The organism is Burkholderia sp. SIMBA_062, assembly GCF_046534765.1.
In the GTDB taxonomy this organism is placed as follows: domain Bacteria; phylum Pseudomonadota; class Gammaproteobacteria; order Burkholderiales; family Burkholderiaceae; genus Burkholderia; species Burkholderia ambifaria.
In genome coordinates, this window is the sequence record NZ_JAWRYD010000035.1 from 72,912 (window position 1) to 87,373 (window position 14,462).

Sequence of the window (14,462 nt, forward strand, 5' to 3'; positions counted from 1 at the left end):
AGAAATAAAAATGGCGAACAAATATGATTACGGGGGCCACGGAGATCTGACGCCGCCGGAATTGTTTTGCTTGATCGTGATCGACGTCGCCTGTGATGAATTGGGCATCGATGACGCTGTCGGGATCGCAATGATTTTATTGGGACAAAGGTTTGTGCCGACTCGAGGAAAATTCCACGGAGCGGTCAAGGGCACATCGGTCGCATCAAGGGTTTCACGGAGGTTGCTCCCCTATGAAATCAAGCACAAAATTCTTCCGACGGTGACTTCATTCAAGAGTCTCGTGCTTCTCAAGGTGAAATTTACGAGGGAGCTCGGCGTGTTTGTTGGACGGGCGGTTCCGGTGGCCGGATGGATCATTACAGCTGCCGACGTATCGATCATAATGTATCGCTCTGCAGTCAAGTACAATCGCCTGGTCAAGCCGGAGGATCGTTTTTGATGGACGCTCGTCTGATCGAGATGGTGCGTGAGGAGGCTGATTCGCCGTTGTGGGGCGAGCTTGAAATTACCCCGGAAACGGATCTCTGCATTGATCTTGAGCTTTCCGACAGAGCCATGTTGAGATTGATGCGGAGATTTTCGGAATCGTTCGGTGTCGATATTTCCGCTTTCGATGTGGATTATTACTACCCCTCCAGAAAATTGGGTTTCGGTCGATTTCTGGTGGAAGTGTTCAAGTCGCCGTTTAGCAGCGGCGCCAGGGACAAAATCCTGGAGCGTCCGCTGACCATCCGGATGATGGAGGCGGCAATCGAAGCCGGACGATGGGAGATGTGACAACTCGGCAGGGGGCGCGCCGTAACCCAGTACTTTCCAATTCCAAAACGAGCCTGAAACGGCTGGGGTAGGCGGAGTTGGGTGATTGTTAAAGGAAACGGCATTCTAGGTACGAAGCCGTTGGTTGCGCGGGGCAGACTATGCGCGGCTATCTTGGGCAAAGCGCCATACGTCGGCATGGCGGGGCTTGCGGGGCTTGGTCTGCTCGGCAACCTTGCCCATTAGACGTTCCCGCGCCTTTCGAACCTGACGAGCCGCTTCGACGTCAGTCTGGCTGTGAGCCTGTTTCAACAACTGGTCGAGCGTGATGCCTTCGCGCAGGAAGCGGTCCGCGGCCGGAAGGCTTCGATTCGCTCCTTCTCGAGCATGGCGGCGACCTCGTGGTTGATGTATTCCGCTCGAAACGCTCGAGCGTTTGTGTGCCGTCGAGGACGGCGCGCACCCGATCCAGGGCGCGGATTTGCGATTCATTCAAGTCAATGATCATCCGGTAGATGATCACCGTCCCCGTTCCGGTGCCGGTCAACAGGCGCGTCTCGACCAAACAACAGGCTCATTTGCGTTGGAAACGCGCTAAAGGACGCCTGCTCGAGCACGCATAGCCCGTCACCCAGGCTCATGTTCCATTGGAAAGCTTCCCGTCCATCGCTGACCATCCATGACAGTCCTGTGGTCGACAGTCCGCTAGAATGACCTGTTGTTCCCGGGGTGCGCCGCCATGCGCGCCACATCGCGTCCATTCAATTTCCCGTCCCGCCGACGATGACGTCTCCTGTCCTGAACGGCCTGCGCATCGGTATCACGATCGGTCTGCGCGCCCCCGACGAAAGCCTGTGGATCAATGGCATCAAGCAGAACGCGCTGTTTCTCGCGAAGCTGTTGATGGCGTCGCCGCATGGCTATCGCGTGACGCTGGTCAACACGACCGACGTGTCGCTCACCGACGCGCTGCCGTGGGATCGCACCGTGTACGACACGCGCGCATTCGCCGACATGAAGGATGCGCTCGACGTGGTGATCGAGCTCGGCGGCCAGATCGACGCCGCGCAGACGGCCTACCTGAAGGCGCGCGGCGCGAAGATCGTCAGCTATTGCTGCGGCGTCGAGTACATCAACGCGATGGAGTCGATGCTGTTCGGCCGCCGGCTGTGGGATTCACTGTTCATCAACCGCGGCTACGACGAGGTGTGGGCGATTCCGCAGATCGCGCCGTCGTCGCTGCCGTTCCTGCAGTCGCTGCGTCGCTGCCCGGGGCGCGTCGTGCCGTTCGTATGGGATCCGATGTTCCTGAGCGCGCGTGCGGCATCGCTGCCCGAGCACGGCGAATACCGGCCGCGCGGCGAGCCGGGCAAGCGGCTCACGGTGATGGAGCCGAACCACAACGTCGTGAAGTTCTGCGTGTACCCGATGCTGATCATCGACGAGGCGTATCGCCGCGATCCCGATGCGATCTGCTTCACGCACGTGACGAACGCCGACCGTCTCGCGCACGACAGCCCCGAGTTCGTGATGCTGATGAACTATCTGGACATCGTGCGCGCGGGCAAGGCGAGCTTCGTCGGACGCTTCGACACGCCGCTGTTCCTGGCCGACCTGACCGACATCGTCGTGTCGCATCAATGGTCGAACCCGCTCAACTACTTCTATTTCGACGTGTGCTGGCAGGGCTATCCGCTCGTGCACAACGCGAGCCTCGCGCCCGAGCTCGGCTACTACTATCCGGACAACGACGTGCAGAAGGGCGCGCAGGCGCTGCGGCACGCGCTGCACACGCACGACGACGACTGGCAAGGGTACACGCGGCGCCAGCGCGAGATCCTCGGCCGCTATACGTCGGCCAACCCCGCGCTCGTCGCCGAATACGACGCGCTGCTCGCGAACCTGATCGGCGCGACGGCGGCTTGAGCTTGCGTGACTCGGGTTAATGTCTGATGAAATCCTGCCGTAAAAAAGAAACCGCCGAACCGGGGAAGATTCGACGGTTTTTGAAGGCACGAAATTGACGGCTCCGAGGGAAGTCCGTCAGAAATCATTTTATAGGTTAACAAATCGAAAAGTTTGTTAAAGATCTTTCAATCGACAAATGTCGTATGGCTCGGGCCGATATTGTCATTTTGTTTCGGCGGACTATTGTTTGGCTATTTTCAATATCGTTTGAAACGGCGAAATTGAATTCTCCGAGGACCGAATGCCCGATGGGAATCCGCTGATGACCCGACCGGCAGGGCGTTGCAGCGAATCGGGGCCTCCTGTCCGGATACGGTTTCGCCACCGGATATTAATCATACGAAATAACGGTCGCCTGATTTTGAAACGACACCTTCGATAAATTGATTTTTGCCAAAGATGTTTGAGAAAGCAATATCACCGGTGCGTTTTGTGTAACCTGTCGCACTGTAGGCGGCATGCATGCATGGTGTATTTCTCGCATTTGAATATCGTTGACAATATGGGATTTGACGGCGCGCCGAAATGAAAAGTACGCTCCCTGAAAAGATCGAAACGAGAGGATGGGCCGGGTAGGCGGTGGCGCGTGTCGTGGTCGGCTCGCGCCACATGTATCGAGAGCGCGGGCCGTCATCGGCGGCCCGACAATTGCCGGAGCGCCGGATGAATGCGGTCGAACCTCGCCTGGAGGCGAATAGCGTAGCGAATCGGGACGAAATCGATCTCGTGTTCGGCGCGTCTGACGATCACCCCGACCTTGCGTCGGTACGCAGTTTCGTCGAAAGCCGGCTCGGATTCGCGCGCGAGCCGGTCTGCCGCGCCGACCTGTCGGGCGGCGTGCTGTATCACGAATGCCTCGCGCGGCTGCGCTGGGGATCGCTCGACACGTTGCCGCCGCTCGCGTTCCTGCCGCGCCTCGAGTCGCTCGGCCTGATGCGCTGGTTCGACCGGCTCGTGGTGGGCCGGACGATCGACGCGCTGCGTGCCGATCCGCAGGCCGTGTATGGCTGCAACGTCGCGGCGGCGAGCGCGGTGGTGGACGATGCGTGGCTGGCCATCTTCAGGCGGCTCGAGCGCGAGCCGTCGGTTGCGGCGCGGCTGGTCGTCGAGATCACCGAGACGGGGCCGCTGAACCCCGTCGCGGGCCGGTCGTTCGTGAATCGGTTCCGCCAGGCCGGCTGCCGCGTCGCGATCGACGACTTCGGCGTCGGCTTCAGCGCGCTGAACAACCTGGTGGTCGGCAACCCCGATATCGTGAAGCTCGACAGGTCGGTGCTGTCGCTGATCAAGCGCAACGCGATCGGGCGCTACCAGTTTCGCCGGCTGATCGCGTTTGCGCACGAAAGCGCGCGGCACGTCGTCGTCGAAGGCGTGGAGAACGAGATCGATCGGCAGATCATCCTGGATTCCGGCGTCGCGTGGGCGCAGGGCGTTCGCTTCAGCTGGCGGTCGCCGGCCGCCGCATGACGCAGCGGCGCGATCGCCGGGCGCAGGTATCGGGTAACGATGGATCGCAAAGGGGCGTGGGCATGGCGGCGACGAACAAGATCGGACACGGAACGGGCACCCAGGCCACCGATGCGTGCGAACTCGTCGCGATCGCCGAGCTGGCCGACATGTTGCGGCAGCTCGGTGCCGAATCGAGCCAATCGACCGATACGCCGATCGACGTCGCGCCGTATCTCGACGGCCTGCAGGCCGTCGCGCAACGCATTCACCGGATGAAGCCGCTCGACGCCGACGGCCGCGACCTCGCGGCACGGCACTATTACGCCGGCGTGTTTGCGGGCGCCTGCGGCGAAGATTCGGCGATCGCCTGCGGTGTATCCGGCAGCCTCGCGAGGCGCGCCGGCCAGGTCAGCGGCGCCGCACTCCGCTGTTTCACGAGGCTGGCGCGGATCGGACGTCGGCATGGCCGCGCGTTTGTCGCAGGGCGTGCCGACGGCGTGCAAGCGTCGCACCCGCTTGCGCGCCGCGCTTGACGCTCACCGATCATGGGTATGCGCTTGCGCGGCAAGCGCACCGTCGGTTCCTGGCGAAACCTCCGGATTCCCGGCGCGCATCGGGCTTTCGTGTGCGACGGGGCGATGAACGCGTCCCTCACCCGCGACTGCGCGGCGTCGCGCTGAACGTCGATCGTAATCGCGACGATGATTTCCGTCGCCGGCTCCGGGCGCGGTGCGGCTTACGGCGTGAAATCCTGCCCCTGGCGCGGCACATAGCCGGTCAGGTGCCAGCGGCCGTCGTCGTCGAGTCGAAAGCTGAGCTTTTCGTACACGGTCGTGCCGGTCGTGAGCGTCGTCGCATAGTCGACGTTCGCGTAAAGCCCGTCGGGCGTTGCCGGTGCGTTCGTGTAGCGAATGCGCGTGACCTGCGCCCAGCCGCGATGGCGGACCGTGCCGATCGACTGGCGCGCGCGCTGCATGTCCGCCGCGAACTGATCCTGCTTGATGCGTGCCTTCACGAACGCGGCGGAATCGGTCCACACCGCGCCGTACTGACCGGCGTCGAGCTGCTTGAAGACCGCGTCGGCGTCGCGCAGCAGTGCGTCGGCCGATTCGCCGCCGGTTTGCGCGTGCGCGCCGATCGCGAGCGACGCGACGGTGCAGCCGATCAGCCATTTCGCGCGGGAGAGGGGCCGGTATGCGTTCATGTCGGAGTCCGAAGAGGGCGGCGCGTCATGCGTCGCGATAGAGTGACGCGATCGCGTCGGAATACGCGGCGACGTTGTCGGGGTTGTAGATGCTGACCGAGTCGAGCACGTACTTCGATTGCTCGCGATACGCTTCCAGGTTCGCGTCGTGTTCGTCGAACGCCTGCAGCAGCGCGCGGCCGCCGGCCTGGCAATCGAAGTCCGGATAGAAATACCCGGCCTTGCCGAGGAACGGCGAGTTGTGGATCAGCGGATAGTCGCCGTACAGCAGTTCGTAGTACAGGTAGTTCTGCGCGTTTTCCCACGTGTGCGACACCACCGCGTCGCCGTAGGCCGCCATGAACTCGTAGACAGCGTAGCGGCTTTCGAACGTCGTGATCCCGTGGTTCACGATGTCGAGGCTCTTCGCGAAGTGCACGAACGTCGCATGTTCCTTCAGGTGCAGCGTATTGCATACGCGCACGAACTCGAGGAATTCGGGCTTCGCGCGATACGCCTCCTCGGTCACCAGCATCGGGATGATGCTCGTCTTCACCATGCAGATGTTCGGCTCGAACATCGTCACGCGCCAGCGCGGTTTGCCGGGCTGATAACCGAACGACAGGCCGGCGCCGAGCGTCGCGCGCGCCTTGTCGAACAGCATCGGATGCCAGATGTGCGGGACGATCGTCACCGGCGCGCGCAGGCCCGTCTGGTAATAGTGCAGGCACGAGCGCTCGAATTCCGGAATCGTCCACACCGCGTCGTACGGTGCGCCCGAGAACAGGAAGCCCGACGGCTTGTCGAACATCGCGCGCTCGATGTCGATCACGTAGTCGTTGCCGACCCGCATCGTGACGACCTTGCCGCCGCGGTCGCGGAACGCGCGCAGGTAATCGGCGCTGAACTGCGCGCTCATTTCGATCAGCACGTCGCAGCGCTGCAGCGCTTCGTCCATCGACAGCAGCGGCACGTCCCATTCGCCGAGCATCATCTGCGGATCGGCGAGCTGTTCGCCGCCGTTCACCATCACGGCTTGAGCAACGTGCGGCGACTGATGCAGCAGCAGGATCAGCAGCAGGCAGTTCTGGAAGATGCCGTTTTCCCACAGCGACTGGCCGGCGCCGCGCACGAACAGCGACACGCCGACGACGAGACGCTTGCCCTCGCCGGGTGCTTGACGGGCATTGGAGTCCGACATGCGTATGCTCCGGTTCAGGCGACCAGGCGCGCGACGAACGCGTCCAGGTTCGCGGGGTTGTCGATCGAGACCGACTGCAGCAGCCGGTCGGCTTTCGCGCGATAGTCGTCGAGCCGCTCGTCGTGATGCAGCCACGCATCGCGCAGCGCGTGGCCGCCCGCGACGGAATCGAAGTCCGGATAGTAATAGCCGGCGTCGCCGAGCAGCGTCGAATTGTGGATCAGCGGATAGCCGCCGTACAGCACGTCGTAGTACAGGTAGTTCTGCGGATTTTCCCAGTGGTGCGACACGACGGCATCCGCATGGCGCGCCATGAAGCCCGGCAGGTCGATGCGTGGCTCGAACGTCGCCTTGTGCTGGCGCACGAGGTCGAGGCTGTTCGCGAAGTGCACGAAGGTCCGATGCGCCTTCATGTGCATCGCGTTGACGACGAACAGATGCTGCACGGCATCCGGATGCGCGCGGTAGAACTCGTCGCACACGAGCATCGGGTAATGGCAGGTCTTCACGACCGAGATGTTCGGCTCGAGCGTGGCGAGATGCCACGGACGACGGCCGGGTCGATAGCCGAACGTCACGCCTTCGCTCGCCAGCGCGGCGATGCGGCGATCGAGGAAGTACGGCGACCACAGATGCGGAATCGTATGAACCGGCGCGCGCGTGAGCGTGCGCAAGAGCGGCACGTCGATCTTCTGCGACTTCTCGAGCACCCATACTTCGTCGAACTGCGTGCCGTTGAAGATGTGCCCCGAAGGTTTTTCGAAGATCGGTGTTTCGGCGAGACCGCTGTAGGTGTGCCCGACGTAGCACGCGACAAGCTTCGTGCCGAGTGCCTTCACGTGCCTGAGCCATTCGAGCGGCAGTTGCGCACCCATCTCGATCACGACGTCGAGCGCGTGCGTGACGTCGGCGGGCTTCACGAGCGGCACGTCGAGGCCGTCGAGTTCGAGGCCGAGCGGCAGTGCGTTCGCGTCGCCGCCGTTCAGGAAATAGACGGGGCCGACGCGGTCGGAGCGCTTGAGCATCATCGCGAGGTACGCGATGTTCTGGTGGATGCCGTTTTCCCAGATCGCCTGGCCGTCCCGCGCAAACAGCGAGATGCCGACGGCCGGCCGTTGCTTGCGGGTGCCGCCCGAGGCGGCTTGATTGATGTCCGTCACCGGTTGGTTTCCTCTGCGGCGTCGTGCATTCGGCCGCGGCGTCGAGCGCCTGGCCGCGTAACGGCGCGCCGTGGATTGTCGTGGTTGCGTTCGCGCCGGCGCGCGCTCGACAACGAGTCGAGCGACGCGGATCGCGGGGCGGCCGGCGGATTCCGGTGTGTCGTCGCGCGGGACTGGCACGGCGCGCGACGCGGGCGGAACGCCCCGGCAGCTGTCTGCGGCGATTGTTGCACGGAAGTCAGCGGTTTGTGGAGGGGGCTGACGAACTTTGACATAGCCGTCGGCGACCGGACCAAGCGCTGTCGGCTTGGTCCGTCGGGGCGTGGGCGCGCTGCCGGTCAGGGCCGTCGCGTGCGGGTGCGGGGTGCGCCGGCCTCGCGGCGGCCGGCAGCTCAGCGTTGCAGCGAGATGTCGACGCGGCGGTTGCTCGCGCGGCCGTCGGCCGTCGCGTTGGACGCGACCGGATCCGCGCTGCCGCGGCCCGAGACCGACACGGTTTGCGCGTTCAGCCCGTGTGACTTCAGGTAGCCCGCGACGGTTTCGGCGCGTCGCTTCGACAGCGCGAGATTGGCGGCGTCGTTGCCGACCGAATCCGTATGGCCGATGACCGTGACCTGTGTATACGTACGGTCTTCGCGCTCGCTCAACAACTTGTCGAGCGAGGTGCGCGCGGCGGGCGTGAGCGTGGCCAGGCCCGTCGCGAACAGCGCGTCGCCCGCGAGGTTCACGTGTTCGACCGCGGCGGGCGCGGGTGCCGGCTCGGCGGCCGACGCCGCTTCGGCAGGCGCGGCGCCGCACTGGAACACCAGCGTCGCGGGATCCGAGCCGTTGCGCAGCGCGCGGGCCGAGTCGACGGTGCGCACCGGCTGGTCGCCGCAGATCTTGCGGGCGGCCTTCATGCAGGTCTGCGGGCCCGACAGCAGGCCGTGGCAGTCCACCTGGAAGGTGCGCACGCCATCGCGCGGCTGCAGTTCGGATGCGCTGAAGGTCGGGCCGGATGCGGTCGAGCACGCGGCGACGGCCATCGTGGAAAGTGCGAGCGCAAGAGCGAGTTTGTTCACGGTTACGTCCTCAAAGCTTGGGTTGACCGAGGCCTGCCGCGGGTTGCGCGGCAGGCTCGTCCTGCCGTCGCGGCCGCCGCGCGCCGTCCGGCTCGTGAGCCGGCGGCGTGGCGGCGCGACGCGTTACTTCCACTGGTACAGCATGCCGGCGCCGATCACCTTCTGACCGCCGCTGAAGCCGCCGTTGATCGACGCCTTCAGGTTCTCGGTGATCCGGGCCTGCATGTTGACCGCCATCGCCTTCTGGCCGAGGAAGGTCGACGTGCCCACACCCATCCCGAAGTTGGCGTCGCGATCGAGCTGCGGGATCGACGCCATCGCGCCGACGGCCGCGATACCCTGCTTCGCCATCTGGTCGGTCTGCTGCAGTTGCGAACCCAGCGAGTTGATCTGCGTCTGCTGGCCCGAGAGTGCCGTCGACAGCGTCGTTTGCACCTGCGTCAGCTGGTTCACGTTCACCGCGTCGGTGCCTTGCGTGCCCGGCGCGACGTTCGTGATCTGGCGTTGCTGCGTGTCGCTGCCGACCGACACCACGTTCGAACGACCGCCGTCATTCGAATTCGCGCCGATCGCCACCGAGTTCGTGCCGGCGGTGACGGTCGGCCGATCGTTGCCGGTGCCGTTCATGTCGACCGCGATGCCGTTGTTGCTCAACGAGCGCGTCGTGTTGTTGTTGATCGTCGTCGACAGTTTGGATACCTGATCGCCGAGGTTCGTCACGCCCGTCGACAGCGAGGCCACCGTGCTGTTCGTCGTGCTCAGGCCGGTCGACAGCGAGCCGATGCCGGTCGAGGTCGACGTGGACAGCGACGTCAGGTTGCTGTTCGTCGAGCTGAGGCCCGTCGACAGCGAGTTGATCGCCGTCGAGGTCGACGTGGACAGCGACGTCACCGAGCTGTTGGTCGAGCTGAGGCCCGTGGACAGCGAACCGATGCCGGTCGACAGCGACGAGATGTTCGACGCGGTCGACGTGGACAGGCTGCTGACTGCCTGGTTCGTCGCGTTGAGCTGGCTGCCGTTGATTGCGTCCGTGCTGGTGGCGGAGATCCGGCCTGCCGCGACGTTCGTGATCTGGCGTTCCTGCCCCGGCTGGCCGACGCTCACCACGCCCACCGGCGAGCTGCCTGCGAAGAGATACGTGGCGCCGCCGATCGTGGCGCTCGAGGTGCCGACTGCCGCAGCCGTGACCGAGTTCGCGCCGAGGGCGATCGAGTTCGCGACGTTCGCCGTGGCGTTCGTGCCGAAGGCGAGTGCATCCGCCGCGGTGGCCGATGCACCCGAGCCGTAGGCCTGGGCGCCGGTGGCGCTTGCGACTGCGTTGTTGCCGAGCGCGATCGTGTTGTCCGCGGTGGCCTGGCTCGAGCTGCCGAGGGCGAGCGCGCTGTTGCCGGTTGCGGTGTTCGCGTTGCCGAGCGCCACTGCGCCGCTGCCTGTCGCCGTGTCGTTCGCGCCCATCGCCACTGCTCCCGTGCCCGTTGCGACGCTCGGGTCGCCGATCGCGACCGCGCCGTCGCCGCTCGCGGTGTTGCCGGAGCCGATCGACACCGCCTTGCCGCCGGTGGCCGACGCGTTCTGGCCGATCGCGACTGCACCCGCCGACTGCGCGTTCGAGCCATCGCCGACCGCGACGCTGCTGGCGCCTGCCGCGCTGGCGTTCACGCCGGCTGCGAGCGAGTTGACGCCCGTTGCGCCGTCGTTGGCGTAGTTGCCTTGCTGCGTGCCGTTGGCGTTGACGCTGTAGTAGTGCGTCTTCGCGGCGTCGATCGCGGTCGACGTCGAGGTCGACAGTGATGTGATCGAGCTCGTGGCCGTCGACAGACCCGTCGACGTGGAGGTCGAGAGCGACGTTACCGTGCTGTCGGTCGAGCTCAGGCCGGTGGACAGCGAACCGATCGAGCTGGTTGCGGACGAGAGGCCGGTCGAGGTCGAGGTTGACAGCGACGTGATCGAGCTTGTCGCCGACGAGAGGCCCGTTGACGTCGAGGTCGACAGCGACGCGACCGAGCTGTTCGTGGCGCTCAGGCCCGTCGACAGCGAGTTGATCCCGGTGGAGGTCGACGTGGACAACGACGTGAGCGAGCTGTTGGTCGAGCTGAGGCCGGTGGACAGCGAGCCGATCGAGCTTGTGGCCGACGAGAGGCCGGTCGAGGTCGATGTCGACAGCGAGCTGATCGAGCTGGTCGCCGACGAGAGGCCCGTCGACGTTGAGGTCGAGAGCGACGTGAGCGAGCTATCGGTCGAGCTAAGGCCGGTGGACAGCGAGTTGATGCCCGTCGAAGTCGACGTGGACAGCGAGCCGATCGAGCTTGTGGCCGACGACAGGCCGGTCGACGTGGAAGTCGAGAGCGACGTTACCGTGCTGTCGGTCGAGCTCAGGCCGGTGGACAGGGAGTTGATACCCGTCGAAGTCGACGTGGACAGCGAACCGATCGAGCTGGTGGCCGACGACAGGCCGGTCGACGTTGAGGTCGACAGCGAAGCCACCGAGCTATCGGTCGAGCTGAGGCCGGTGGACAGCGAGTTGATACCCGTCGAAGTCGACGTGGACAGCGAGCCGATCGAGCTTGTGGCCGACGACAGGCCGGTCGACGTGGAAGTCGAGAGCGAAGCCACCGAGCTGTTGGTCGAGCTGAGACTGGTGGACAGCGAACCGATCGAGCTGGTTGCGGACGACAGGCCGGTCGAGGTCGACGTGGACAGCGAGCTGATCGAGCTTGTGGCCGACGAGAGGCCCGTCGACGTTGAGGTCGAGAGCGACGTTACCGTGCTGTCGGTCGAGCTCAGGCCGGTGGACAGCGAGTTGATGCCAGTCGAGGTCGAGGTAGACAGCGAGCCGATCGAACTGGTTGCCGACGACAGGCCGGTCGACGTGGAAGTCGACAGCGAAGCCACCGAGCTGTCGGTCGAGCTGAGGCCGGTGGACAGCGAGTTGATGCCCGTCGAGGTCGAGGTGGACAGCGAGCTGATCGAACTGGTTGCCGACGTCAGGCCAGTCGACGTGGAAGTCGACAGCGAAGCCACGGAGCTATCGGTCGAGCTGAGGCCCGTGGACAGCGAGTTGATGCCTGTCGAGGTCGAGGTGGACAGCGAACCGATCGAGCTGGTGGCCGACGACAGGCCCGTCGACGTGGAAGTCGACAGCGAAGCCACGGAGCTATCGGTCGAGCTGAGGCCAGTGGACAGGGAGTTGATGCCAGTCGAAGTCGACGTAGAGAGCGAACCGATCGAACTCGTCGCCGACGACAGGCCGGTCGACGTGGAAGTCGACAGCGAAGCGACGGAGCTATCGGTCGAGCTGAGGCCCGTGGACAGCGAGTTGATGCCAGTCGAGGTGGACGTGGACAGCGAACCGATCGAGCTGGTGGCCGACGAGAGGCCCGTCGACGTGGAGGTCGACAGCGAAGCCACCGAGCTGTCGGTCGAGCTGAGGCCGGTGGACAGCGAGTTGATACCCGTCGAGGTCGACGTGGACAGTGAGCTGATCGAGCTGGTGGCCGACGACAGGCCGGTCGACGTGGAAGTCGACAGCGAAGCCACCGAGCTGTCGGTCGAGCTGAGGCCGGTGGACAGCGAGTTGATGCCGGTAGAAGTCGACGTGGACAACGAGCTGATACCTGTAGAAGTCGACGTGGACAACGAACTGATCGAGCTTGTGGCCGACGACAGCCCCGTCGACGTGGAAGTCGAAAGCGAAGTTACCGAGCTATCTGTCGAGCTCAGACCCGTGGACAACGAGTTGATACCCGTCGACGTCGACGTGGAGAGCGACGTGATCGCGCTATTAGCCGACGAGAGACCGGTCGACGTGGAGGTCGACAGAGAGGTAACCGAACTGTTGGTCGAGCTGAGGCCCGTCGACAGCGAGTTGATGCCCGTCGAGGTCGACGTGGAGAGCGAACTGATCGAGCTGGTTGCCGACGACAGACCCGTCGACGTGGAGGTCGAAAGCGAAGCCACCGAACTATCGGTCGAGCTGAGGCCCGTGGACAACGAGTTGATACCCGTCGAAGTCGACGTGGAGAGCGACGTGATCGAGCTATTCGCCGACGAGAGGCCGGTCGACGTGGAAGTCGACAGCGAAGCCACCGAGCTGTCGGTCGAGCTGAGGCCGGTGGACAGCGAGTTGATGCCCGTCGAAGTCGACGTGGACAGCGAACCGATCGAGCTGGTTGCCGACGACAGACCCGTCGACGTGGAAGTCGACAGCGAAGCGACGGAGCTATCGGTCGAGCTGAGGCCCGTGGACAGGGAGTTGATGCCCGTCGAGGTCGACGTGGACAGCGAACCGATCGAGCTGGTTGCGGACGACAGGCCGGTCGAGGTCGAAGTCGAGAGCGACGTTACCGTGCTGTCAGTCGTGCTGAGGCCAGTCGACAGCGAGTTGATGCCGGTCGAAGTCGAGGTGGACAACGAGCTGATCGAGCTATTCGCCGACGAGAGACCGGTCGACGTGGACGACGAGAGCGACGTAACCGAGCTGTTAGTCGAGCTGAGGCCTGTCGACAACGAAGTGATGCCGGTCGACAGCGACGAGATTGCGTTGCTGGACGACGACACCGTCGTCGACAGCGAATTCACGGCCGAATTGGTCGCGAAGAGTTGGGAGCCGTTGATCGCGTCGGTGCTGGTCGGCGTGATTTGACCCGCCGCGACGTTGGTGATCTGACGCGTGGTGCCCGTGCTCGCGTTACCGACGCTCACGACGCTGTTCGGATTGCCGCCCGCGAACGTGCTCGTCACGCCGCCGACGGTACCGGTCGGCGTTGCGTTCGGGGTGCCGGTGACGGAGCCGCTGCCGAGCGCGACGTCGCCGGTGTTGTTGGCGATGGCGTTCGGACCGATCGCGACGGAGTCGGTGCCGAGCGCCTGGCTGTCCGTGCCCGTCGAATTCGCGTGGAAGTACTTGATGCCCTGATTGTTGATGCTGTCGATTGCCGAGCCGACGCTGTTGGCGGTCGACGTCGTACCGTTCGCGTTGTACGTGGTGTACGACGGAGCGGAAACCGAGCCGGTTGCCGGGTTGTAGCCCGCGCCGCCGCCGAGGGCAGCGGCGGTGCTGTTGCCGAGATTGTCGGTTTTGGTCGTGACCGTGCTGAGGCCGGTGGACAGCGAACCGATCGAGCTGTTTGCCGACGAGAGGCCGGTCGACGTGGAGGTCGACAGCGAAACGACGGAGCTGTTGGTCGAGCTCAGGCCGGTGGACAACGAGTTGATGCCGGTCGAGGTGGAAGTCGACAGCGAAGCAACGGAGCTGTTGGTCGAGCTGAGACCCGTCGAAGTGGAGGTCGACAACGACGAGATCGAGCTGTTAGCGGAGGACAAACCGGTCGACGTGGAGCTCGAAAGCGAAGTGACGGAGCTGTTGGTCGAGCTGAGACCCGTCGAAGTGGAGGTCGACAACGACGAGATCGAGCTGTTAGCCGAAGACAAGCCAGTCGACGTGGAAGTCGACAGCGAGTTGATCCCGGTCGAAGTCGACGTGGACAGCGACGAGATCGAGCTGTTCGCTGACGAGAGGCCAGTCGAAGTCGACGACGAAAGCGAAGCAACGGAGCTGTTGGTCGAGCTGAGACCCGTCGAAGTGGAGGTCGACAGCGACGCGACCGAGCTGTTAGCCGAAGACAAGCCAGTCGACGTGGAAGTCGACAGCGAGTTGATCCCGGTCGAAGTCGACGTGGACA

General features: G+C 64.3%; 11 protein-coding genes. 5 read left to right on the forward strand and 6 right to left on the reverse strand.

Annotation, left to right across the window (positions count from 1 at the left end; all coding sequences use genetic code 11):
* The first annotated feature begins 10 nt into the window (after nt 1–10).
* The 3 genes from SB786_RS29295 to SB786_RS29305 all read left to right on the forward strand — a co-directional run bounded on the left by SB786_RS29295 (nt 11) and on the right by SB786_RS29305 (nt 2,685).
* The gene (locus SB786_RS29295; RefSeq protein ID WP_354004521.1) at nt 11–442 is read left to right on the forward strand and encodes an STM2901 family protein; all 432 of its coding nucleotides are present in this window, start codon (nt 11–13) and stop codon (nt 440–442) included.
* A complete protein-coding gene (locus SB786_RS29300) occupies nt 442–780 on the forward strand; it encodes a DUF1493 family protein (protein ID WP_012366809.1) in 339 nt (112 codons plus the stop codon). The genes SB786_RS29295 and SB786_RS29300 overlap by 1 nt, the downstream gene beginning before the upstream one ends.
* 762 nt (nt 781–1,542) lie before the next feature.
* Entirely contained in the window at nt 1,543–2,685 is a 1,143-nt protein-coding gene (locus SB786_RS29305) for a DUF2827 domain-containing protein (protein ID WP_410730502.1), read from the forward strand.
* A gap of 377 nt (nt 2,686–3,062) precedes the next feature.
* Here the strand turns inward: SB786_RS29305 and SB786_RS29310 are convergent, their stop codons facing one another.
* On the reverse strand, nt 3,063–3,191 hold the full coding sequence (locus tag SB786_RS29310) for a hypothetical protein (protein WP_410730503.1): 129 nt from the start codon (nt 3,189–3,191) through the stop codon (nt 3,063–3,065).
* A gap of 199 nt (nt 3,192–3,390) precedes the next feature.
* On the opposite strand from SB786_RS29310, the gene SB786_RS29315 reads away from it, so the two are divergent.
* Both SB786_RS29315 and SB786_RS29320 read left to right on the forward strand, forming a co-directional pair.
* Nucleotides 3,391–4,194, forward strand: a complete 804-nt coding sequence (locus tag SB786_RS29315) for an EAL domain-containing protein (protein ID WP_410730504.1) — start codon at nt 3,391–3,393, stop codon at nt 4,192–4,194.
* A 62-nt stretch (nt 4,195–4,256) separates the two neighbouring features.
* Nucleotides 4,257–4,709 (forward strand): hypothetical protein, encoded by a 453-nt coding sequence (locus SB786_RS29320; RefSeq protein WP_410730505.1) that lies wholly within the window; start codon nt 4,257–4,259, stop codon nt 4,707–4,709.
* Between the two features lie 203 nt (nt 4,710–4,912).
* On the opposite strand, the gene SB786_RS29325 is transcribed toward SB786_RS29320, so the two are convergent.
* The 5 genes from SB786_RS29325 to SB786_RS29345 all read right to left on the reverse strand — a co-directional run bounded on the left by SB786_RS29325 (nt 4,913) and on the right by SB786_RS29345 (nt 14,181).
* Nucleotides 4,913–5,380, reverse strand: a complete 468-nt coding sequence (locus tag SB786_RS29325) for a DUF4019 domain-containing protein (protein ID WP_410730506.1) — start codon at nt 5,378–5,380, stop codon at nt 4,913–4,915.
* A gap of 25 nt (nt 5,381–5,405) precedes the next feature.
* Nucleotides 5,406–6,560, reverse strand: coding sequence for a DUF2827 domain-containing protein (locus SB786_RS29330; RefSeq protein ID WP_410730507.1), 1,155 nt, complete (start codon nt 6,558–6,560; stop codon nt 5,406–5,408).
* A gap of 14 nt (nt 6,561–6,574) precedes the next feature.
* The gene (locus SB786_RS29335; protein WP_410730508.1) at nt 6,575–7,720 is read right to left on the reverse strand and encodes a DUF2827 domain-containing protein; all 1,146 of its coding nucleotides are present in this window, start codon (nt 7,718–7,720) and stop codon (nt 6,575–6,577) included.
* Between the two features lie 392 nt (nt 7,721–8,112).
* A complete protein-coding gene (locus SB786_RS29340) occupies nt 8,113–8,781 on the reverse strand; it encodes an OmpA family protein (protein WP_410730509.1) in 669 nt (222 codons plus the stop codon).
* Between the two features lie 123 nt (nt 8,782–8,904).
* A complete protein-coding gene (locus SB786_RS29345; RefSeq protein WP_410730510.1) occupies nt 8,905–14,181 on the reverse strand; it encodes a YadA-like family protein in 5,277 nt (1,758 codons plus the stop codon).
* Nucleotides 14,182–14,462 lie beyond the last annotated feature (281 nt).

What these genes read in the sequence shown, in the direction of transcription:
- SB786_RS29295 (WP_354004521.1), top strand. Translation starts at nt 11, where the DNA reads ATGGCGAACAAATATGATTACGGGGGCCACGGAGATCTGACGCCGCCG.
- SB786_RS29300 (WP_012366809.1), top strand. Translation starts at nt 442, where the DNA reads ATGGACGCTCGTCTGATCGAGATGGTGCGTGAGGAGGCTGATTCGCCG.
- SB786_RS29305 (WP_410730502.1), top strand. Translation starts at nt 1,543, where the DNA reads ATGACGTCTCCTGTCCTGAACGGCCTGCGCATCGGTATCACGATCGGT.
- SB786_RS29310 (WP_410730503.1), bottom strand. Translation starts at nt 3,191, where the DNA reads ATGCATGCCGCCTACAGTGCGACAGGTTACACAAAACGCACCGGTGAT.
- SB786_RS29315 (WP_410730504.1), top strand. Translation starts at nt 3,391, where the DNA reads ATGAATGCGGTCGAACCTCGCCTGGAGGCGAATAGCGTAGCGAATCGG.
- SB786_RS29320 (WP_410730505.1), top strand. Translation starts at nt 4,257, where the DNA reads ATGGCGGCGACGAACAAGATCGGACACGGAACGGGCACCCAGGCCACC.
- SB786_RS29325 (WP_410730506.1), bottom strand. Translation starts at nt 5,380, where the DNA reads ATGAACGCATACCGGCCCCTCTCCCGCGCGAAATGGCTGATCGGCTGC.
- SB786_RS29330 (WP_410730507.1), bottom strand. Translation starts at nt 6,560, where the DNA reads ATGTCGGACTCCAATGCCCGTCAAGCACCCGGCGAGGGCAAGCGTCTC.